This window comes from Tersicoccus mangrovi (assembly GCF_036881825.1).
In the GTDB taxonomy this organism is placed as follows: Bacteria; Actinomycetota; Actinomycetes; order Actinomycetales; family Micrococcaceae; genus Tersicoccus; species Tersicoccus mangrovi.
In genome coordinates, this window is sequence record NZ_JBAJMW010000004.1 from 125,548 (window position 1) to 145,160 (window position 19,613).

The window sequence follows — 19,613 nt, forward strand, 5'->3', positions numbered from 1 at the left end:
TCCTGGCCGGCGCGAGCGAGGGTTGAGCGTCGAATCGGCACCGTGCGTCCACGGTTCGGCTGTCGCCGTGCACGCCGGTCAGAGGGCGCCGCGGGTTGAACGGCGGCGGGTCAGAACGGCGGCGGGTCGTCCGGCTCGGTGGTGTATCGCCGACCGGTCGGTGAGGTCCAGATCAGGCGGGCGCTCGCGTCCGGCGGCGATCCCTCGGTCGCGTTGCCGGGTGGTCCGACGTTGACCGACCACCCCGAGTGGTGCTTGAGCACGTGATGCTTGCGGCACAGGTGCGCCAGATTCTCGGGGACGGAGCTTCCGCCGTCGGCCCAGGCGACGACGTGGTCGACATCGCACCGGGCGGCCGAACGCCGGCATCCCGGGAAGCGGCAGGTGCCGTCTCGCACGGCCAGCGCTCGACGCACCGCCACCGGCAGCCGGTACTGGGCGCCGTCGGTCATCAGGACCGGGACCACCCGGGCGGCTGGCCCGCCGTCGACGGTGCCGGTGCGCTCGTCGCCGGCGTCGTTATTCTCGCCGGCGGGCGGCTGGTCGTCGGCGGTCACGCCCAGCATGAAGGAGGTGGCCCGGGCCGCCAGGTCACGCGCGTCGGCTGCGGGAATCGGGCCGAAGGCACCCAGCCAGCCCGGCTCGTCGCCGCCGAGCAGGGTCTCCGCCGGAACCGTCAGCAGCACCCGCGGCACCGGGTCGACACCGTCCCAACCCGCGGCAGCAGACGCGACCGCCGCGCCCGGCGACGTGTCCCTTCCGGCCCTGCGAGCGGCTTCGCGATCCCCATCAGGGTGAGGGAAGCCGGCCGCCAGAGCAGCGAGAACGTCGGCGCGCAGCTGGCCGATCGTCGGCACGTCGGGGACGACGTCACCCACCGGCTCGGCGTCGATCGACGCGCCTTGAGACTCATCGCCGGCCGCGATTGCTGCCTGGACCGTCCGAGCGAGTGCAGACAACCGGCCGTCGATCCGATAGGCGACCGCAGCCGGCAGCAGAGCCGACAGGCGCGCCATACCGTCGCGGTCCGTGCTGATCCGCACATACCGCTCGGCCCGCGCCGCCCGCTCGCGCTCGGTGAAGGAAGATGGATGGCAGCGCTCCCTGAGTCTCCGTGCGCGGGCCTCGAGCTCCGCCTTCGTCCGGCCGCAGATAGCGGCGTGGAGGAGCCCACTCTCCGTCGCCTCGATCGCCATGGTCAGACAGTCCACGGTCGCCTCGTCCGAAGCGGACGGGAGTTCCTCGGCGTACTCGCGTGCCGCGTCGGCGATCAGCATGCCCGCTGTCGCCGAGATCGCTCCAGCTCGCAGGGCCGTGGACGTACGCGGGAGACACCCGGTCAAGGTCTCCGCCCGCGTCACCAGCGCGTGCACGGCACCCTCACTGACGTGCAGTGCGCAGGCGACTTCCGCGATTCCGCTCCGCTCTCCGACCGCCATGCGCTCGGCCCGAGCCAGACCAGGACGATCGTCGGCATCGACCGTCGACGTCATCAGCCAGCGTTCATGCTCGCCCTTCGCCGCCTGGACCGCAGCTGCCGCAAGCCGGTGCTTGGCCCACGCCGCCCACGACTCGATTCGACGGACGTCCTCCAGTGCCGAGACGGCACCAGTCACGGTGGTCGCGGCGTTCGGATCAGCCACATGAGCGACGAAGGCGGCCACCCTCAGCGCGTCATCGTCCGGTGTCTCCGGGCCGGCGGCATCGCCCAGAGCCAAGGACGACGGGAACAACTCGAGGCCGGGCAGCTCCCTGGCCCACGCCACTGACCGCGGTGGCGATGTGGGCGACGGAACCGGTGGGGCCTCCATGAATCCACTGAACCACCCACCACCGACACAACTCGACGTAGCGGGACGTCAGGCGCAGAGTCCCTCGCCGGACCCGAGAACCGGGGGCCGCTCCGCCCGCTCCTCCGCCGCCGCGACTTCCACGAAGGCGTCGAGGGCGGTGCCGTGGAAGCCCTCGTCGTCGGCGGCCATCGCTGCCGCGAACGCCCGGCCCGCCACTCCTCGCCGTCGGGCGTTTCGGGCGAGCAGCGTCAGGGAGCCGAGGACGAGGACGAGGGCCAATTCGAGCGCCGTCAGCATCGCGATATCGGTCACGCGCCCGGGCTCACCGCGGCCACGAGAAGCGCCGTGGCCCCTCATGGCACCCGCGTGAGCCACTCCTCGGTGCCGAACTTCGTGTCGATCCGGCGCTGTGCCTCGGCGAGTTCCGCCTCGGTCACCTCACCGTGGACCGCACCGGTGCGCTCGATGAACGTCTGCGCCATGACGTCGATGATCGCCTCGCGGGTCATGCCCGTCTGCCGGCGCAGGGGGTCCACCCGCTTCTTCGCGCTGCGGGTGCCCTTGTCGGACATCTTCTCCTTGCCGATCCGCAGGACCTTGACCATCTTGTCCGCGTCCACGTCATAGGACATCGTCACGTGGTGCAGCAGACCCCCGTTGGCGAGCCGCTTCTGCGCGGCCCCGCCGATCTTGCCCTCAGGCGTGGCGATGTCGTTGATCGGCTGGTAGAACGCCGTCACGCCGATCTTCTCCAGCGACGCCATCACCCAGGAGTCGAGGAACGCGTAGGAATCGGTGTAGCTGAGCCCGTCGACGAGCGTCTGCGGCACGTAGATCGAGTACGTGATGGCGTTGCCGTGCTCGGTGAACATGGCCCCGCCGCCGGTGATGCGCCGCACCACGTGGGCCCCGGTCTCCCGCGCCCCCTCGGGATCGACCTCGTTGCGCAGCGACTGGAAGCTGCCGATGTACACGTTGGGCGAATCGGCGAGTTCCCAGAACCGCAGCGTCGGGCGCCGCGTCCCGTTCCCGACCTCCTCGGTGAGCACCTCGTCGAGCGAGACGTGCATCAACGTGGTGAACGCGGCGTCGGTGATGATCTCCCACTCGTGGTCGGTCCAGCCGGTCGCCTTGCCCAGGGCACGCCGGACGGCCACCGTGATCGCCGCCGTCGAGAAGCCGTGCAGCCGGGTGTCCTCCGTGACGACGGCGTCGAGCGCGGCGGTCAGCGCCGACGGCGCGGCGTTCGCGTCCAACCCGTCGAGCGCCCCGTTGAGCACGGGGAGGAAGTCGTCCGGCTCGAGGAAGAAGTCGCCGCTGATGGACACGTCCGCCAGCCGTCCGTCGTCCACCCTCAGGTCGACGACGACGAGCTTACCCCCGGGCACCTTGTACTCCCCGTGCTGGACTGCGGGCGTCTGTCCGGTCATGACCTCTCCTTCGTCCCGTGGCTTCTTCGCCGTGACTTCTTAGCCGTGACGTCGTCACCGTGGCGCTGTCCACGGGCGTCAACGACGGCGGGCCCGCATCCCTTCCGGAATGCGGGCCCGCGACAAGCACTGCTGCGGTGCTTACTTCTTGCCGAAGTTCTTGAACCGCTGGTTGAAGCGCTCCACGCGGCCGGCGGAGTCCATGATGCGCTGCTTGCCCGTGTAGAACGGGTGCGACGCCGACGAGATCTCGACCTCGATGAGGGGGTAGGTCTTGCCGTCCTCCCACTCGGTGGTCTTGTCCGAGGACACCGTCGAGCGGGTCAGGAAGGAGGTGCCGGAGGCCAGGTCGCGGAACACGACGGCCTTGTACTGGGGGTGGATCTCAGTCTTCATGGGTTCGATACCTTCGGTGTGCGGGGCTGGATTTGGCCAGACCCTGAATGGTTCGCGGGGACCAGCGCCGAAGCACGGGCCAGCCCTCCACTCTACCGCATCGGGCGCGTGTGCCAGAACGCCACGGCGGCGGCGGCAGCGACGTTGAGCGAGTCGACTCCCCCGCTCATCGGAATGCGGACGACGGCGTCGCACGCCTCGATCGCCTCCCGGCTCAGCCCGGCCCCCTCGGTGCCGAGCACGAGGGCCAGTCGGTCGAGTGCGGGAAGCAGCGTCCCGTCGACGGCGGCGGTGTCGAGGTCCTGGGCCGTCTCGCTCAGGGCCAGCGCCGCGGTCGTGAATCCCGCGTCCTTCAGCGACACGAGCCCGCCGGGCCACGCGGTCAGTCGCGCCCACGGCACCTGGAACACCGTGCCCATGCTGACCCGTACGGACCTCCGGTACAGCGGGTCGGCACAGCGCGGAGACAGCAACACGGCGTCGACGTCGAGCGCGGCAGCGGAGCGGAAGACCGCCCCAAGGTTGTTGGGTGTTGCGATCTGTTCTGGATATGCCAGCCCTCCAGTCGCGACTTTCACGCGTCACCGACGAAGTCACATCCAAGACGTGTTTCCCCTGGTCAGGCTGCAAATTGGGTTTATACCGACGTCTGGTCTTCGGTGCCTCGTGTTCAATAAACCTATGCGATCCAAGGACTTCGAAACCTCGTCGACGCCGCCGGCGGCGGGCCCAGAAGGACTGATCTTGATTCACGCAGCATGGCTCTCATAGGCCTGGTGCGAGTGACCGGAGATACTCGCGACGCGGAGCGGCAGCACGAGGTGCTGCAGCCGATCTGCGCGCGCGTCTTCGAGGAGGAGTCGTCCCGCCGACGCCTGATCGAGAACCGCCCACAACCCCTTGCGGCACTCGAGCAGCTCGGCACGGGCGACCGGCTCGTCGTCGCGAAGGTCAGGCACCTGGCGCAGAGCATGGTCGACGGATGGGAGGTGCTGATCGACTTGGTCGAGCACGGCGTCGCGGTCAGGGTGCTCGAAGGTTCCGATGCCGGCGACTATGACAGGGTGTCGGACGTCCGAGAAGGTGCACGCGAAATCACCGAGATCCGCCGGTCGCTCCTGAGCGTGAGCATCAAGGACGGACTGCAAGCAGCCCGCGAACGCGGAAATCCCGGGGCCGCCCGCGAGTAGTCGACCGCACCATGCGAGCCGCCATCTTCACCCAGCGTGATGAGGGAGAGACGCTCCGCTCAATCGCACGATCGCTCAGCGTGTCAGTCGGGACCGTGCACGCTGTCCTCGGCGGAAAGTGAAGCTCCTGCGCCGCAGATGACGGGGCGACGAGACCACACGACCTCTGTGCCACTGCCGCGACCCGGACTCGTCACGCATGTGATCGCACTCAGCCCGGGTACAGTTCGGTCTTGAGGGGGTATAGCGGTTGTGCTGGCGCGACTCGCGTCGGCGGCCGCGCTGGCGGATCTACCGACCTCCGGTTCTCAGATCACGCGGCCATGAACCCGTGCCTGGCGCTGCAACCGCAGCAGTGCGAGTGAATTGGGTACGATCAGAAGACGCGTTCGCCGCGAGACTTCCGGGCTTCGGCTTCCCCTCGCGGACAGCGGCGGTGAGACGGGCCCTCGAGTGGGGCCTGTCTCGTCATGTCAGCCAACTAACTAAGCGAGCCGACCAGTCGTTGGTAGCGAGTCTTGATTGCGTCCTCGCCTCCCTCGAGAATCTCGCAGACGTTGTCTTTCACTGCCGCCTGCTGAAGGGTTCCCGCCGCCTCTACGCTTGGGACGTCGTCGCCATGCTGAACCACCAGGACGTTCTCCGCTCCAGACGTCACAACAACGTTCGCGTTATGGGTTGAAACGATGAGCTGGCGCTTCCGCTTGATGGACTTGAGCGTCTCCACCGCCAGGTGCCGGATCAGTTTGTTCTCCAAGTCATCCTCGGGCTGATCCAGGAGAAGAGGATCCGTCCCCATCTGGAGGATGACCGTCAACAGCGCCGCGGTCTTCTGACCTGGGGACCCCCGGTCGACGGGGACGAAGTTGCCTGACTCCTGCGTCCGGTACCGCACGGATACTAGGTCATCGGGGAACCACAGCATGATCCCGGTGACCATGTCGAACGTGTCCGCTCTGGCTAGTCGGCTGTAGAAGCGTGCGTCGACTGTGACAGCAGCCCCGATCTCGGAAGAGTTACCTTGTTCGGCAAGCTCCGTCAGTTTCGTCTTGAAACCGACAACGCGGTCCGGGAACTTCGGGTTCTTGGGCTCGCCGGTGAGGAAAGACGCGAAGCCGTCCCTCGCGAACGCCGAGTCGAATGAGTCGGGGCAATTCAGCAGCTCGCGGAGCACTCCGCCGAGGCTGCCCACATCACCTTGATGGAAGACCTCGACCTTCGTGAGGGAGCCATCTGAGGCACTGAGGCTCTTGACGAACGCCTGCCGACGCTCGAAAAGTTCGCGACGCTTCTTCACGATGGCGTCGAGGATGCCGTCGATCACGTCCTGTTGCGCCGCACGCCGCTCATCCGAGTTTTCAACCGTGCGGAGCTCAGCCTGCAGTTCGGCCTCACGCTCTCGGTCCCGGCGCGTCTGGTCAGGCGTTGCCCGGGACGAGCCCCCCTGCTCGCCCAGCCATGCGTTGAGCTCTGACACTCGCGACTGCCACTGCTGGCGGGTGTCCCCCGACTCCCACTCTGTTCGAGACTCACCGAGCAACCCGGATGCCTCTTCGAGCAGATCAGCAGCGCGCGCCAGTTTCGCAGAGCGGCCCGCATACCCATCTACCTTCAGGGCATCCGTCGTGAGTCCGCGCAACGTGCGTGCTTGGTCGCTCGCGAGGCCTTCGATCTCCGCCGCCCGCTCGTCTGCCACAGCTGACTGCCGGAGCTGGTTCTCGAGGGTCTCAAGCTCCCTGTACTGGTCGCTTGCTCGAAGTTCCTCGAGGTGACGGAGCCGGCCCTGGACTTGTTCCAGCTCACCTCGGATCCGGTCGGCCTTCTCAGACTCCGCCAGCAGCTGGCGCAGCTTGTTCCGCTCCGCCTTGAACTGGAGCTCGAGGGAATCAATCTCCTCGTCCCACTCGGCTCGGCGAATCTCGGGCATGTCGTCGAGGATGGTCAGGAAGCTCTGCGTCCTTGTTGCCAGTTCGTAGATCTGCTTCTGGCTGAAGACCCGAATAGGAGTCCGGTCGAACGCCCTCCCCGCCTGCTCTTCCCACTCGGAACCATCCCAAACTTCGATCGTCGATCGTCCGGGTTCGGAGCCAAGCCAGGTGACTCGGAGCGGCCGTCCGTCCCGGGTGTACTGCACGGTGATCCGGGTGCTCTCGTCCCACCACCGCTCATCGGCGTCGCCGGCAGGCATGAACCTTGCCAAGTCCCGCGCAACACCAGGCGGCAATTCCTCTGTGCGCCCGAGGGCCAGCCGGAGCAGCTCGATGACCGTCGACTTACCGACCCCTCGGCCGCCGATGAGGCAGTTCATCCATGGGCCGAACCGGAGCGTCTCAGTAGTCCCGTTGTGGAGGATCTCGATCGCATCGATGTGACCGTGCTCAACCTCGTTCGGGTCCATGTAGCCCATCACATGACGCTGTATGGACTCCGTTGCATCCGTTATCGCGAGTCGAAGACCGTGTAGATCGAGCGTCTCAGCCTTGACGAGCGTGACATGCGTACCAGGAGCCTTCGCCGGGCCTGACCCAGTATGCGAGTCGCTGCTGAGATGGTGGGCGTCGGAGCCAATAAGGCCGACCCATCCGTGCCGCTCGGCTAACTCGACCCCGGCTTCTTCGATGACCTCGACGGCGTGGACGGCGGGGTGCTCTTTGAGTGCAAGCAGATCCCGCTGGTCTATGCCGAACACGCCCTGCGGGCCATCGGCATGCGCCGGGACGAAGAGGCCGCCGTTGTCATGAACGACCTTCGCAGCATCGCTGACCGTAACGTTCGCGGTTTGGTTGCTGTCGCCTCTGGTGCCCCTGTACTGGCACAGCGTCAGCACCTGATTGACGGTCTCAGCCGGGCAGCCCGGGTCGAAGATCGCAAGAACGTGAGTCCCACCCGTCACCGTCAATTCCACACCGGGGAAGATCACCAACGGCGGAAGATCATCATTCTCTGCCATGAGTTCGCTTAGCGCCTCACGCGCCTGATCGATGCCCTCGTGCGTGTTGTGGTCGGTGACCACGATGCCGTCTACGCCGGCATCGAGGTACGCCTGGATCCACTCCTTGTACGTCGGCTTCTCTCCCGTGTTCGCTACATCGGACAGGCCCCCGTAGTCGAATGACGCTGGCGAGTGAGCATGAATATCGATGCTCCACCACCGCGCGCCAGGTCCAGAAGCCTGGGCGATAGGGATCCCGTCGTCGCCGAGCGCAGCAACCTGTGATTCAGCCATGCTTCATGTTGACAGGTCGTACCCGCGCGTGGGCAGCATTGTCGCCACAATCTCCTCGTTACGAATGATGTTCGAGGTGGGTGCCCTACTCTTGTGGATCCGACCGACCTCGTCCTGCGGGAGTACCTCCGCGTCTCGAAGGATCGAGCCGGGCAAGAGGGGCGGTCGCCCGATCAGCAGCACGATGAGAACGCCGAGGCGGTTGCACGGCACTCTGGTTGGAGGCTGCACAGCGACCCGTACCGTGAGCCGACGTCGGTCAGCGCGTCGCGCTACTCGAAGAGCGCGCGGGCGGAGTTCCAGCGCCTGCTGGCCGATCTCGAGGACGACGCTTTCGACGCCGATGCCCTCGCTCTCTGGGAGTCCTCGCGCGGGTCCCGCCGGACCGGCGAGTGGGTCACGCTGATCGAGCTTTGTGAGGAGCGCGGGGTCAGGATCTGGGTGACCACGCACGGCAGGCTGTACGACCCGGCCAACGCCCGGGACCGGCGCACTCTGCTCGAGGACGCGGTGGACTCCGAGTACGAGTTGGCCAAGACGTCGTCACGGGTCAGGCGGAACGTGCGGGCCAACGGCGAGAAAGGCCGGCCACACGGTAAGAACATCTTTGGATACCAGCGCATTTACGACTCAGAGACGCGGCGGCTAGTCAGGGTCGAGGAGCACCCCGAGCAGGGCCCGATCGTTCGTGAGGCGGCAGCCCGGGTGTTCGCGGGTGAGACGTTCTGTGCGATCGCCAAGGACTTCAACGCACGAGGCATCCCGCCTCGTCGAGCCGCGTACACCGATCGCCGGACCGTGCTCGGGTGGACGACCCCGGCGATCAAGCAGATGCTCAAGATACCGGCGTACGCCGGTCTTCGGCAGGACCAGGGCGAGGTGCTCGAGGACGTGCAGACCGTCTGGCCTCCGCTCATCGAACCGGCCGAGTGGACGAAGCTGCAAAGCATCATGGCCTCCCGCAGCGAGCAGAAGACAAATAGCTGGCCGGCGAGGCACCTGCTCGGCGGGATCGCCGTGTGCGGGGTGTGCGGCGCTGGGACGCGAATCGGCAAGCAGAACGCCGGGAAGCAGCGCTACGACGCGGAGACCGGCGAGAGACTCCCGCGGGCCTTCTACAACACGTACCTCTGCCACGGCGCGCCCGGGAAGACAGGTTTTCACGTCGCCATGCGGGAGGTCCACCTGGACCTGCTCGTCACCGAGGTCGTGCTCGCGCGGATCCAGCGCCCGGACTTCCTGGCTCGTGTCGGACAGGAAGACAACGGCGTGGACGAGGAGCCGGCGGCGCTGCTGGACGAGATCCGCGGACACCGAGAGTGGCTCGAGCAGGTGCGCGCCGAGGCTGAGCGCGAGCGCAACGTCACCGCGTTGTTCGACCAAGAGCGCCGGGTGCAGCCGAAGATCGACGCGGCGCAGAAGCGCTTGGAGTCACTCACCGCGACTGACCCGATGATCATCGAGCTCGCCGGGTCGAACGACGTCGAGGCACGGTGGGAACAGCTTGCGATCGTGGACAAGCGTCAGGTCATCAGGTTGCTCGTTGAGCCCCGGATCCACCGCGTCGGCAAAGACGAGCGCGGCAAGCGCGGCATCAATCGGGATCGCGTAACGTTCCACTGGCGCTGATCAGTCGTCGGCGTGCCGGCGAAGGCTGTCCGGCAGCGTCGCCTCCGGTTTCGCGGTCTATACCCTGGCTAGATGAGCGAGCTGGATGACGTAAGCGAGACGACGAAGGCCCTGGGCCTCCTTGTGGTCCGGGCGGCGATGCTGGAGACGACGCTGGTCGAACTCATCGTCCGCATCAGGACAGACGCTGGCGGAGATGCCGGCCAGGTGCGAGCCAAGTTCACTGGCAAGTCCGGCCAGTCGGTCGTCGAGGAGCTGCGCCGGCTCGGGCGAGCCGAAGTTGCAGATGCGTACGCTGCCATCGCCGAGCAGCGCAACCACTTGGTGCACGGGAACGGCTTGGAGCTCCGCGACGTGGGCTACCACGTGAAGCACTCTCCGCCCGCCAAGAAGGGTGATGCCCCTCAACTGCGGGAGCGAGTCTGGAAGGTACGCGAGATCGTCGACCTCTCGGTCATCGCCATCGCCTTCGAAGAGGCGCTTCAGGGCGAAGTAAGGGCCGGCGGGAACCTGCCTGACGCCTACATGGTGACCGGCCCGATCAGAGGACCGTGGGTGCCGCCGCAGATCAAGCTGCCGTGACCTGCACTCAGATGCTCACGGTCATTCCGGAAGAGGTCATGAACGATGTTCGTGGCTAGCGCCACGCCAGAGGTCAGTGGCCTAACTATCACTTATCCGAAAGCCCCGAGAACCGGCGGGCGTCGTCACGCATCTGCTCGAGCACGGCGAAGTTGCTCAACACGATCTCCGGCTCATATGTGACGGTAGGTCTCAGTTGCCGCATCCGGGCAAGCATCTCTTGGTCCGACAAGCTCTCCAGCCATGCCGAGATCTGCGCGCTGCTCGGGGCATCATCCATCTGGGCGATGGTTTCGACCATGTCGAGTCGTACGGCTGCGGCTCCGAGGCGGTCGTTGTGCAGCTGCGCTGCAGGAGTCGTCTGCCCGCGCGACAGTGCACTGCGTTCATCTTTATGGCCGACCGAGATCTCGTACCGAGCAGGCAAGACCGGTGCCGGCGGCTCGATCCCGGTGATCAGCCGTGGCATCGCCTGAGTCCGTACCCACGTGGCGATCTCGTCGAGCTCCTTCATCAGTACCGGCCAGCGCTCGGTACCGGGCCGGTTGATACCGATGGTCGGGAAGAGCGCAACGGGGATGTGCTGGCCCCTCGGTGTCTCCGCGATCACCTCTCCGATCCGCAGAGGCACTTCTGGTCGGCGCTCCACGTCTGCCAGCGACGGAGGCGTGCGGTCTTCACGGTGGATCGCTGCAAGGCGGACGGCCGTGATCGCCGGCGCTCGGTGCTTGGAGTGGTTCGTGTGTGACGCTAGCAGCGCCAGCGGGTGTTCATGCGGGTCCAATGTCCGTTGGAAGGGTTGTAGCCCCTCGATGCGCTTGATCAACTCACTACCCCGCTGCAGAGACCGCGGCCCGTTCCTCGCTCGACCCTTCACCCATGCGTCGAATGCGTCGTAGGTCTGCGCCGCCGGCATCTCAACGACCTTGGCCACCTTCTCATCGAGTCTGCCATCGCGGTACTCAACCTCGGCAAACAGCGTGTGCTCGATCGCGTTGCGCAGGACGACCAGGGCGTCGGCGACCAGGAGGGCGACCTTGCGCGGGATCGGCGAGATGCTGGTGACGACAGTCTGACTGTGCGTGACCATCGGCACCTCTCGCAGCTGGATGATCCCTTCCGGCTGCGTCTGATAGTCGAAGAGCAAACTGGCGACTTCCCCGATGAGCTCGTCGGCGTGGGCGAGCGCCGCGGCCACCCCAAGATGGTGGTCGGGCAACCATGCGTAGCTCGAACTCATCCTCGGCCCTCCTGATCGGCGTCTTGGTTAGCCCATGCTCCTTTGGTCACTCACACATGCCACACGACCTGGGAGCGAATCGGCCCAATCTCGTGCTGTGGATCCCGAGCGGATCGGCTGCGGTCCCAACAACCACACTGATGGTCGAGAAATCCTCCGACTTGCGCGAGTCCAGACCAAACCGAGCTTGCCCCAGTCTCCGAACGGTCAGGACAAGCGCTCATCACGGGCCGAGAGCACAGCCGCGACCTGCGCACGAGAGAGCGGAGCCGAACGAGGCGGCAACCTGTGCTCGACGTAACGACGCACGTCGGTCGGGTAGTAGACAGGACCCCGGTCGCCGAACGCATGGGTCTTCATGTCCATGTACTCGTGGAAGTCGGCCATGCGGTCGCCGAGTATACCGGTGAGCTGATGCTCGGAATAGCCGAGTTCGCTGTCGGGTTCGGGGAGCAGGCTGGCATCCATGGCTCTATTCTCCCGCTCGAGAGGCGTCCGCGCCCCTCCCGCCCTGCGCCCTGGACCCTGACGGCGGCCGCTGAGGATTACCGCGAGCCGCTGTTTGAACGAGCCGATTCAATATCCCGCCTCTTGTCACCTACGAGGGTCGCCAGTCGATCTCACGGCGTACCGCTTCCCCGAGGACGTCCATTACCGCGTTGTACCCGTCCCCGAACTCACGCAGCCTCGCGTCACCGCGGCGCTCCAGATCGTTGCCGTTTAGCCCCTGCAAATCGGTGGGAAGCGTCGAAAGCTGAGCTGAGAGCTTGGTGAGGTCTTTGACCGCGACACGTACGCGGGGATCGAGGATCCGTGCCGTCAGCCGGCTTACCTCGACGTCAGCAGCGAGCATCTGTTCGTCGAGCCCGTCGGGGAGCTGGGTGTACTTCCCTTCACGCGCCTGCATGTGATCGAAGTGCATCGCTTTGCCTGTCAGGCGCGCCATCTTCTGCAACGCGTCCTGCAGTGATAGGAGCGTCTCCCGTTGGAAGGCATGGCCCTCGTCTTCGAGTTGGGCAGCACGTTCGAAGCGCCGTGACTCGCTCTCACGAATACGAGTTCTCTCGTCGCGCCGTCGCTCGTTCAGGCCAGCGAGCAGGTACCCGCCGAGCGACGCGAGAAGCGTCGCCACGGCGGTAACGATCTGGGTGACTAATGTCAGATGCATGGTCCCGTCCGTCCTTGCCCGATCTCAGCTCGTCGACCGCGTCGCGTAGAACGCCACCGCCGAACTCGCCGCAACGTTCAGCGAATCGACACCACCCATCATCGGGATCGTGACCCTCCGATCGAGCACCTTCTCCGTTTGAGCGGAAAGCCCGTGTCCCTCGGTACCGAACACGAGCGCGAGGTTCTGGTGGTCTTCGTCCACGAGCTCGTCGAGAGTGATCGAGCCCTCCCCCAGCGTCATCCCCGCCACGACGTATCCAGCCGCCTTGAGCTGATCGACGCCACTCGGCCAGGAGTCGATGCGTGTCCACGGCACCTGGAAGACCGTCCCCATCGACACGCGAATCGCCCTGCGGTAGAGCGGATCCGCGCATGTCGGAGTCACCAGGACTGCGTCGACCCCCATCGCTGCGGCGGAGCGAAAACACGCGCCAACATTGGTATGGTCGACCAATCCGTCCAGGATCGCGATCCGCGAGCGACGCTGCGACCCGCTGGCCTGCGGGTATGGCTCTCGAAGTTCAGAGCCGCCCACGTTCGTGTGGTCGACGATGTCCTCCAGCACCGCGACGCGCCGAGCGTGCGCGACCAGGTGCCCGGGATCGACCGGCTCGGGCCGGTGCATGGCCGCCAGCGCCCCGCGATGCAGGTGGAAGCCGGCGATCTCCTGCAGTACCGCCGGCTCCCCCACGTAGGCGGGGATCTCTGGATGGGCGTCGAGGACGTCGGCGAGGTCGGCGAGCCACGCCTGCGCGAGGAAGAAGGACCGCGGCCGGTGACCCGCGGCAAGGGCACGGCGCACCACGGTGGAGCTCTCCGCGATGTAGAGGCCCTCGGCCGGCTCACGGCGGCGGCGCAGGGCCGCGTCGGTCAGGCTCGTGTAGTCGTGGACCCGGGGGTCGGCGGGGTCGGTGATCCGGACGATGGGCACGGGTGTCTCAGCCGGTGACGAGGCGGGCGATCATGACGCCGAGGGCCACGAGGCCGAGCACGACGATCACCCCGCGCAGCACGACCGGCTTGAGCCGGCGGCCGATCCGCGCGCCGACGAGGCCGCCGACGGTCGAGCCCACGGCGATGAGCAGCACGACCCACCAGTCGATCCGCTGCAGCGCGAAGATGAGGTACGAGATCGCCGCGATGACGTTCACGCCGAGGACGAGCACGTTCTTCATCGCATTGGCGGCCTGCAGGGTGCCCACCATGAACACGCCGAGGATACCGACCAGCAGGATGCCCTGCGCCGCGACGAAATAGCCGCCGTACACGCCGGCCAGGAACACGAGCACGTACAGGATGGGGGGCTGGTGCAGCACCGCATCCCCCGTGACGGGCTGCCGGCGCGCCTCGGCGCGGCGGCGGACCCACGCCTGGAGCCGGGGTTGGAGGATGACGAACCCGAGAGCGACCACGATGAGGAACGGTGCGACGATCTCGAACACCGACTCGGGCAGGTGCAGGAGCAGGGTGGCGCCGGTGATCCCGCCGAGCAGGGACGCGGGCAGCAGCCGCGCCACGAGCTTGCCGAGGCCCTTCAGCTCGGCGCGGTAGCCGAGTGCTCCGGCCGCACCGCCCGGAACCAGGCCCATCGCGTTGGAGATCGTCGCCGTCACCGGCGGGATGCCCAGCGCGACGAGCACGGGGAAGGTGACCAGCGTGCCGGAGCCGACGATGGCGTTGATGGTGCCGGCCCACAGGCCGGCGAGAACGACGAGGGCGGACGCGAGGATGCTCATCAGCGAGCGGCGACCGCGTGGAAACGGTCACCGTCGCGCGTGAGCTCCAGCTCGATGCCGTACGTCTGGCTGAGGTTCTCGCTGGTCAGCACCTCGTCGAGCGGGCCCGCGGCGACGACGGCGCCGTCGCGCAGCAGCAGCGCGTGCGTGAAGCCCGGCGCGATCTCCTCGACGTGGTGGGTGACCATGACGACGGCCGGCGCGTACGGGTCGGCCAGCAGGTCCGCGAGCCGCCCGACGAGGTCCTCGCGGCCGCCGACGTCGAGCCCCGCGGCCGGCTCGTCGAGCAGCAGCAGTTCGGGGTCGGTCATCAGGGCACGAGCGATCAGGACGCGCTTCTGCTCACCCGAGCTCAGGGTGCCGAACCGTCGGTCGGTCAGGGAACCCATGCCCCAGTCGCCGAGCAGTTCCCGGGCGCGGTCCTCGTCGAAGCCCTCGTAGCGTTCCCGCCAGCGGCCCGTGACGCCCCAGGCGGCGGTGACGACGGTGTCGACGACCGTCTCGTCGGCGGGGATCTGGGCGGCCAGCAGTGCGGACGTCATGCCGATGCGCGGGCGCAGCTCGAACACGTCGACCGCGCCCATCCGCTCGCCGAGGATCTCGGCGGTACCCGACGTGGGGTGCATGCGGGCCCCGGCGATCTGCAGGAGCGTGGACTTGCCGGCGCCGTTGGGGCCGAGCACGATCCAGCGGTCCCCGTCGGAGACGTCCCAGTCCACGGCGTCCAGCAGGGTCTTCCCGCCCCGCACGATGCTCACCGCGTCCAGTTCCAGCACATCACCCATGAGCCAAGAGCCTAGGTCACCGGGTCGGGGTTCGACGAAGCGAGACGCGCCCGCACGGCGGCCGTCGGGGCCGGGCGCGCCGCTGACTAGACTCCCCGGTGTGCCTCCCGCCTTCTCCGTGATCGCCCTTGCCCCGACGACTCCCGCGAGGCCGTCGGCGGCCGAGACCGAGGCGACGCGCGCCCGGCCGCACGACGCCGCTCCACTGGTCGAGCAGGCCCTGCGGGAGGCGGGTCTGCCCCTGCCCGAGCCGGTCACGGGCGGGCACGACGACGACGCGGACGGACCCGGCTACGCGTGGGCCCGCTGGCCCCTCGGGGAACTGGAGGACGCCCCGGCGGCCGCGGCGATGCTCCGGTCGGTCCTGCGGCCCGATCCGGTCGCGCAGGCGGTGCCGGGCGTGGACCTGGCCGTCGTCCCGGACGCCCTGCACGACGGCGGCCGGCTGCTGCTGATCATGGACGTCGACTCGACGCTGATCCAGCAGGAGGTGATCGAGATGCTCGCTGCGCATGCGGGCCGGGAGGCCGAGGTGGCCGCGGTGACCGACGCGGCGATGCGGGGCGAGCTCGACTTCGCCCAGTCCCTGCACGCCCGCGTCGAGGCCCTCGCCGGGCTGCCGGTGCGGGTGATCGAGGAGGTCGTCGGCATGGTGCGCCTCTCCCCCGGAGCCGAACGGCTGGTCACGGCCCTGCTCGCGGACGGGCACCACGTCGCCGCCGTCTCCGGCGGGTTCACCCAGGTGCTCACCCCGCTCGCCGGCCGCCTCGGCCTGACCCACCACCGGGCCAACGTGCTCGAGGTGCGCGACGGCGCCCTGACCGGCCGGGTCGAGGGCGCCGTCGTCGACCGGGCGGTCAAGGCCGCGAGCCTGCGCGAGTGGGCGGCCGCGGGCGACGTCGCCCCCGACCACGTGATCGCGGTCGGGGACGGCGCGAACGACCTCGACATGCTCGCCGGGGCCGCCCTCTCCGTGGCCTACAACGCGAAGCCGGCGCTGCGCCGCGCGGCGGACGCCCAGCTGAACCTGCCGCGCCTGGACGCCATCGGCGCCCTCGCGGGCCTGCCGGACTTCTAGGGGAGGCCCTACTTCATGTGGTCGGCGCCGCCGACGTACTCCGTGTGGCCGGTCGGCACGTCCGCGGTGACCATGCGGGCCACCTCGGCGGCGAACTCCTCGACGGAGTAGAGCTTGCCGGCGTCGGTGCGGCGCTCGTCGAGGGTGCCGGGGCGCGCCCGGTCCAGCAGCGTCGCCGTGACGGTGCCCTCGATCATGTCGCCCGAGACGACGACCAGGCTGATGCCCCGGCCCGTCAGCTCCGGCTGCTGCTGGCGCAGCGCGTCCTCGCCGGCCCGCTTGGACCGGGCGACCGCCTCGTACTCGGGCATCGTCGGCACGGTCTCGATGAAGTGCGCCTGGTGGCTGGTCACGAAGACGACGCGCGAACCGGTCGGCATCGCGGCCACGGCCGCCTCGAGCATGTTGACCTGCGCGTCCCGGTTCAGCCGCATCGCGTAGTCCTCGCCCAGATCGGCCTCCATGCCGCCGGAGGCGTTGAGGACGAGGACGTCGAGGCCGCCGAAGTTCTCCTTCGCCGCGTCAACGAGGGCCTGGGCGCCGCCCTCGGCGGTCAGGTCCGCCCCGACGGCCACCGCGCGGCCGCCCGCGGCCTCGATGCCGGCGACGACCTTGGTGGCCCGTGGCGCCTTCTGCCGGTAGTTGACGACGACGCCGGCGCCCTGGGCGGCCAGCAGTCGCGCCACCTCGGCGCCGATGCCGCGGGACGAGCCGGTGACGATCGCGCTCTTGCCGGCCAGAGGGCCGGACGGGGTGGCGGTGTTCTCTTCGGTCACGGGGTGCTCCTTGTGAGGGACGGGTGCGAGTGGGTGTCGGGGAGTCCGGGCGTCAGTGGCCCATGCCGAGGCCGCCGTCGACGGGGATGACCGCGCCGGAGATGTAGGCGGCCTCGTCCGAGGCGATCCAGCGGACCACCTTCGCGACCTCGTCGGTCTCGGCGAACCGGCCGGCCGGGATCGACGCCTTGTACTCCTGCTGCTGCTTCTCCGGCAGTTCGGCCGTCATCTCGGTGTTGATGAACCCGGGGGCGACGACGTTGGCCGTGATGTTGCGGGAGCCGAGCTCGCGGGTCAGGGACCGGGCGATGCCGACCAGGCCGGCCTTGGAGGCGGCGTAGTTGATCTGCCCCGGGGAGCCGTAGAGGCCGACGACCGAGGAGATGAGCACGACGCGGCCCTTCCTCAGCCGGATCATGCCGCGCGCGGCCCGCTTGACCACCCGGAACGCACCGGTGAGGTTGGTGTCGAGGACGGAGGTGAAGTCCTCCTCGGACATGCGCAGCAGCAGGGTGTCGCGGGTGATGCCGGCGTTGGCGACGACGACCTCGACCGGGCCGTGCTCGGCCTCGATCGTGGTGAACGCGGCGTCCAGGGAGGCGGCGTCGGTCACGTCCGCCTGGACGGCGAGGAACCCGGCGGGCGGCTCGCCGCTGCGGTAGGTGATGGCCACCTTGTCCCCGTTGGCGCGGAACTCCTCGGCGATGGCCCGGCCGATGCCGCGGTTGCCGCCCGTGACGAGCACACTGCGCCCGCTCGGCTGCTCGACGGTCTCCTCCCGCGCCCGACCGCTCGTCGCCTGCTCACCCTGTGACATCCGTACCTCCGCAGCTGGAATCGATTCCCGTCGATCCTACGGGGCGCGGTCCCGGCCGTCGTTTCCCCCCTCGCGTCCGCGGTGGGAGAATAGCCGGTAGACGAGACATGATGACGCAGAATCACACCGAGGGCCGCGGCTCGCGCCGCCGCCCCGGCACCCCCGACGTCCACACCATCACCGATGCCCAGCAGTCCCACTCCTCGGACATGAACGGGCGCATGATCCGGTACGCCACCTCGATGGGCATCCGGTTGGTGTGCATCGTGCTCGCGTTCGTCCTCGACGGCTGGTTGCGGTGGGTCATGATCGCCGGTGCGGTCATCCTCCCCTGGATCGCCGTCGTGATCGCCAACGCCGGCGGCACCGTCGACGTGAGCAACAGCAACCAGTCCACGGTGACCGAGCCGCCGCGCCCCGCCCTGACCCGCGGACCTGACCGCGTCGAGGACGAGGTGCTCGACGGCGAGGTGCTCGACGACGACGCTCCCGGCGGACACCGGGCACCCGGTGGATCAGGGTCCGGCTCCCACGCGGCCGCCCCGGACGAGGGCGAGCCCGGGACCGGTCGCCGGCCGGAGTCCCCGGCATGACCGATCTCCTCGGCAGCCTCTCCGGCGCGCCCGGTCCCACCGGTCCGGATGCGCCGCAGTGCTCGCGCCGCGGCTGCCGGGCCGCCGCCCGCTGGCGCCTCCGCTGGAACAACCCGCGCATCCACACCCCGGAGCGGCGCAAGGAGTGGCTTGCCTGCGGAGACCACCGCGACTGGCTGCAGTCCTACCTGACCGAGCGCGGGCTGTGGCGCGAGACGCTGCCTCTCGACGGCACGGTTCCTGACGACGCAGTTCCCGACGGCGGTGACGCCCGTGCGTGACTACCGCTTCCTGGTCACCCCGCAGTGGCTCGGCTGGTTCGCCCTCGCCGTGCTGTTCGCGATCATGTGCGCGTTCCTCGGCCACTGGCAGCTCGACCGCCGCGCCGAGACGGTCGCCGCGATCGACACCATCGAGACGAATTACGACCGCGCCCCGGTCCCCTTCGCCCAGGCCGCCGGCCAATTCCGGCAGTTCGACACGGCACGCGAATGGACGCCCGTGCAGATGACCGGCCGGTACCTGCCGGAGCAGACCCGCGTCGTGCGCAACCGGCCCCTGAACGGCCAGCCCGGCTTCGAGGTGCTCGTGCCCTTCCGCACGAGTGCCGGACCGATCGTCGTCATCGACCGCGGCTGGCTCCAGCTCGGCAGCAACGGCGATTCCGCCGCGGTGCCTGCTCCCCCGGCCGGCACCGTCGACGTCGTCGCCCGGCTCAAGCACCCCGAGGCCGCCGTGGACCGCGGCGCCCCCGCCGGCCAGCTCGCCTCGATCGACCTCACGGTCTACGCCGCCCAGATCGACGGGCAGCTCGGCACGCCCCTTGCCACCGGCGCCTACGCGGCCCTGGACGACGAGAAGCCCGCGCCGGCCACCTCACCGGTGGCCTTCTCGAAGCCGTCGCTCGACGAGGGTCCGCACCTCTCCTACGCCATGCAGTGGTTCGCGTTCGGGCTGCTCGGCTTCGTGGGGCTCGGCTACGCGGCGCGGCAGCAGGCCTGGCTCAACCGCAACGGCGGGCTCGACGACGACGAGGACATCCCGGTGCACCTGCGGTCGGGTGCCCTGAAGAAGCGACCCCGACGCCGCACGCGGCGCACCGCGGAGGACGAGGAGGACGCGCTGCTCGACGCCGCCGGCTGGCGGTGACAGCAGCGGCGACGCGTCGCGGT

Annotated in this window: 20 protein-coding genes and 1 pseudogene; 7 read left to right on the forward strand and 14 right to left on the reverse strand. The window is 68.4% G+C overall.

Translation table 11 applies throughout. From position 1 onward, the window contains the following. Window positions 1–110 precede the first annotated feature (110 nt). From V6N00_RS09075 to V6N00_RS09095, 5 genes and pseudogenes are all read right to left on the reverse strand, one after another. Window positions 111–1,664, reverse strand: coding sequence for an HNH endonuclease signature motif containing protein (locus V6N00_RS09075; RefSeq protein ID WP_334231768.1), 1,554 nt, complete (start codon window positions 1,662–1,664; stop codon window positions 111–113). Between the two features lie 195 nt (window positions 1,665–1,859). After that, window positions 1,860–2,105, reverse strand: a complete 246-nt coding sequence (locus tag V6N00_RS09080) for a hypothetical protein (protein WP_334231769.1) — start codon at window positions 2,103–2,105, stop codon at window positions 1,860–1,862. Window positions 2,106–2,146: 41 nt separating this feature from the next. Further along, the gene (locus tag V6N00_RS09085; protein WP_334231770.1) at window positions 2,147–3,223 is read right to left on the reverse strand and encodes a lipoate--protein ligase family protein; all 1,077 of its coding nucleotides are present in this window, start codon (window positions 3,221–3,223) and stop codon (window positions 2,147–2,149) included. A gap of 141 nt (window positions 3,224–3,364) precedes the next feature. After that, window positions 3,365–3,619, reverse strand: a complete 255-nt coding sequence (locus V6N00_RS09090) for a type B 50S ribosomal protein L31 (protein WP_334231771.1) — start codon at window positions 3,617–3,619, stop codon at window positions 3,365–3,367. A 92-nt stretch (window positions 3,620–3,711) separates the two neighbouring features. Next, window positions 3,712–4,176: pseudogene (locus tag V6N00_RS09095) on the reverse strand (TrmH family RNA methyltransferase); the annotation flags it as partial. A gap of 201 nt (window positions 4,177–4,377) precedes the next feature. Between V6N00_RS09095 and V6N00_RS09100 the strand changes: the two are divergent. Further along, window positions 4,378–4,809, forward strand: coding sequence for a recombinase family protein (locus tag V6N00_RS09100; protein ID WP_334231773.1), 432 nt, complete (start codon window positions 4,378–4,380; stop codon window positions 4,807–4,809). A 481-nt stretch (window positions 4,810–5,290) separates the two neighbouring features. On the opposite strand, the gene V6N00_RS09105 is transcribed toward V6N00_RS09100, so the two are convergent. After that, window positions 5,291–8,035, reverse strand: a complete 2,745-nt coding sequence (locus V6N00_RS09105; protein ID WP_334231774.1) for a TrlF family AAA-like ATPase — start codon at window positions 8,033–8,035, stop codon at window positions 5,291–5,293. 93 nt (window positions 8,036–8,128) lie between these two features. Here V6N00_RS09105 and V6N00_RS09110 point away from each other — a divergent pair, with 93 nt between their 5' ends. Further along, entirely contained in the window at window positions 8,129–9,664 is a 1,536-nt protein-coding gene (locus V6N00_RS09110) for a recombinase family protein (RefSeq protein WP_334231775.1), read from the forward strand. Window positions 9,665–9,736: 72 nt separating this feature from the next. Further along, window positions 9,737–10,246: a hypothetical protein gene (locus tag V6N00_RS09115; protein WP_334231776.1), complete on the forward strand. Its 510-nt coding sequence runs from the start codon at window positions 9,737–9,739 to the stop codon at window positions 10,244–10,246. 88 nt (window positions 10,247–10,334) lie between these two features. Here the strand turns inward: V6N00_RS09115 and V6N00_RS09120 are convergent, their stop codons facing one another. The 6 genes from V6N00_RS09120 to V6N00_RS09145 all read right to left on the reverse strand — a co-directional run bounded on the left by V6N00_RS09120 (window position 10,335) and on the right by V6N00_RS09145 (window position 15,177). Continuing rightward, a complete protein-coding gene (locus tag V6N00_RS09120) occupies window positions 10,335–11,486 on the reverse strand; it encodes a hypothetical protein (protein WP_334231777.1) in 1,152 nt (383 codons plus the stop codon). Between the two features lie 207 nt (window positions 11,487–11,693). Then, window positions 11,694–11,954, reverse strand: coding sequence for a hypothetical protein (locus V6N00_RS09125; RefSeq protein ID WP_334231778.1), 261 nt, complete (start codon window positions 11,952–11,954; stop codon window positions 11,694–11,696). 130 nt (window positions 11,955–12,084) lie between these two features. Then, complete coding sequence (locus V6N00_RS09130) at window positions 12,085–12,654, reverse strand: hypothetical protein (RefSeq protein WP_334231779.1); 570 nt, start codon at window positions 12,652–12,654, stop codon at window positions 12,085–12,087. Between the two features lie 24 nt (window positions 12,655–12,678). Beyond that, entirely contained in the window at window positions 12,679–13,587 is a 909-nt protein-coding gene (locus V6N00_RS09135) for a TrmH family RNA methyltransferase (protein WP_334231780.1), read from the reverse strand. Window positions 13,588–13,594: 7 nt separating this feature from the next. Continuing rightward, window positions 13,595–14,392, reverse strand: coding sequence for a sulfite exporter TauE/SafE family protein (locus V6N00_RS09140; protein WP_334231781.1), 798 nt, complete (start codon window positions 14,390–14,392; stop codon window positions 13,595–13,597). Further along, window positions 14,392–15,177 (reverse strand): ABC transporter ATP-binding protein, encoded by a 786-nt coding sequence (locus V6N00_RS09145; RefSeq protein ID WP_334231782.1) that lies wholly within the window; start codon window positions 15,175–15,177, stop codon window positions 14,392–14,394. Before V6N00_RS09145 ends, V6N00_RS09140 begins: the two co-directional genes overlap by 1 nt. A gap of 100 nt (window positions 15,178–15,277) precedes the next feature. Here V6N00_RS09145 and serB point away from each other — a divergent pair, with 100 nt between their 5' ends. Beyond that, a complete protein-coding gene (serB, locus tag V6N00_RS09150) occupies window positions 15,278–16,255 on the forward strand; it encodes a phosphoserine phosphatase SerB (RefSeq protein WP_334231783.1) in 978 nt (325 codons plus the stop codon). Window positions 16,256–16,263: 8 nt separating this feature from the next. On the opposite strand, the gene V6N00_RS09155 is transcribed toward serB, so the two are convergent. Both V6N00_RS09155 and V6N00_RS09160 read right to left on the reverse strand, forming a co-directional pair. Continuing rightward, window positions 16,264–17,031 carry an SDR family oxidoreductase gene (locus V6N00_RS09155; RefSeq protein ID WP_334231784.1) on the reverse strand — a complete coding sequence of 256 codons (768 nt, stop codon included), beginning with the start codon at window positions 17,029–17,031 and terminating at the stop codon, window positions 16,264–16,266. Between the two features lie 52 nt (window positions 17,032–17,083). Continuing rightward, on the reverse strand, window positions 17,084–17,848 hold the full coding sequence (locus V6N00_RS09160) for a beta-ketoacyl-ACP reductase (protein WP_334231785.1): 765 nt from the start codon (window positions 17,846–17,848) through the stop codon (window positions 17,084–17,086). Window positions 17,849–17,958: 110 nt separating this feature from the next. Here V6N00_RS09160 and V6N00_RS09165 point away from each other — a divergent pair, with 110 nt between their 5' ends. From V6N00_RS09165 to V6N00_RS09175, 3 genes are read left to right on the forward strand one after another with little or no spacing between them, the layout of a single operon-like run. Further along, on the forward strand, window positions 17,959–18,441 hold the full coding sequence (locus V6N00_RS09165) for a DUF3099 domain-containing protein (RefSeq protein ID WP_334231786.1): 483 nt from the start codon (window positions 17,959–17,961) through the stop codon (window positions 18,439–18,441). Continuing rightward, complete coding sequence (locus V6N00_RS09170; RefSeq protein ID WP_334231787.1) at window positions 18,438–18,722, forward strand: hypothetical protein; 285 nt, start codon at window positions 18,438–18,440, stop codon at window positions 18,720–18,722. Before V6N00_RS09165 ends, V6N00_RS09170 begins: the two co-directional genes overlap by 4 nt. Then, window positions 18,715–19,590 (forward strand): SURF1 family cytochrome oxidase biogenesis protein, encoded by an 876-nt coding sequence (locus tag V6N00_RS09175; protein ID WP_334231788.1) that lies wholly within the window; start codon window positions 18,715–18,717, stop codon window positions 19,588–19,590. The genes V6N00_RS09170 and V6N00_RS09175 overlap by 8 nt, the downstream gene beginning before the upstream one ends. Window positions 19,591–19,613 lie beyond the last annotated feature (23 nt).

Bases quoted from the DNA above. Each gene is read 5' to 3' on its own strand.
- V6N00_RS09085 (WP_334231770.1), bottom strand. From the start codon at position 3,223: ATGACCGGACAGACGCCCGCAGTCCAGCACGGGGAGTACAAGGTGCCC.
- V6N00_RS09090 (WP_334231771.1), bottom strand. From the start codon at position 3,619: ATGAAGACTGAGATCCACCCCCAGTACAAGGCCGTCGTGTTCCGCGAC.
- V6N00_RS09100 (WP_334231773.1), top strand. From the start codon at position 4,378: ATGGCTCTCATAGGCCTGGTGCGAGTGACCGGAGATACTCGCGACGCG.
- V6N00_RS09105 (WP_334231774.1), bottom strand. From the start codon at position 8,035: ATGGCTGAATCACAGGTTGCTGCGCTCGGCGACGACGGGATCCCTATC.
- V6N00_RS09115 (WP_334231776.1), top strand. From the start codon at position 9,737: ATGAGCGAGCTGGATGACGTAAGCGAGACGACGAAGGCCCTGGGCCTC.
- V6N00_RS09120 (WP_334231777.1), bottom strand. From the start codon at position 11,486: ATGAGTTCGAGCTACGCATGGTTGCCCGACCACCATCTTGGGGTGGCC.
- V6N00_RS09125 (WP_334231778.1), bottom strand. From the start codon at position 11,954: ATGGATGCCAGCCTGCTCCCCGAACCCGACAGCGAACTCGGCTATTCC.
- V6N00_RS09130 (WP_334231779.1), bottom strand. From the start codon at position 12,654: ATGCATCTGACATTAGTCACCCAGATCGTTACCGCCGTGGCGACGCTT.
- V6N00_RS09140 (WP_334231781.1), bottom strand. From the start codon at position 14,392: ATGAGCATCCTCGCGTCCGCCCTCGTCGTTCTCGCCGGCCTGTGGGCC.
- V6N00_RS09145 (WP_334231782.1), bottom strand. From the start codon at position 15,177: ATGGGTGATGTGCTGGAACTGGACGCGGTGAGCATCGTGCGGGGCGGG.
- V6N00_RS09160 (WP_334231785.1), bottom strand. From the start codon at position 17,848: ATGTCACAGGGTGAGCAGGCGACGAGCGGTCGGGCGCGGGAGGAGACC.
- V6N00_RS09165 (WP_334231786.1), top strand. From the start codon at position 17,959: ATGACGCAGAATCACACCGAGGGCCGCGGCTCGCGCCGCCGCCCCGGC.
- V6N00_RS09170 (WP_334231787.1), top strand. From the start codon at position 18,438: ATGACCGATCTCCTCGGCAGCCTCTCCGGCGCGCCCGGTCCCACCGGT.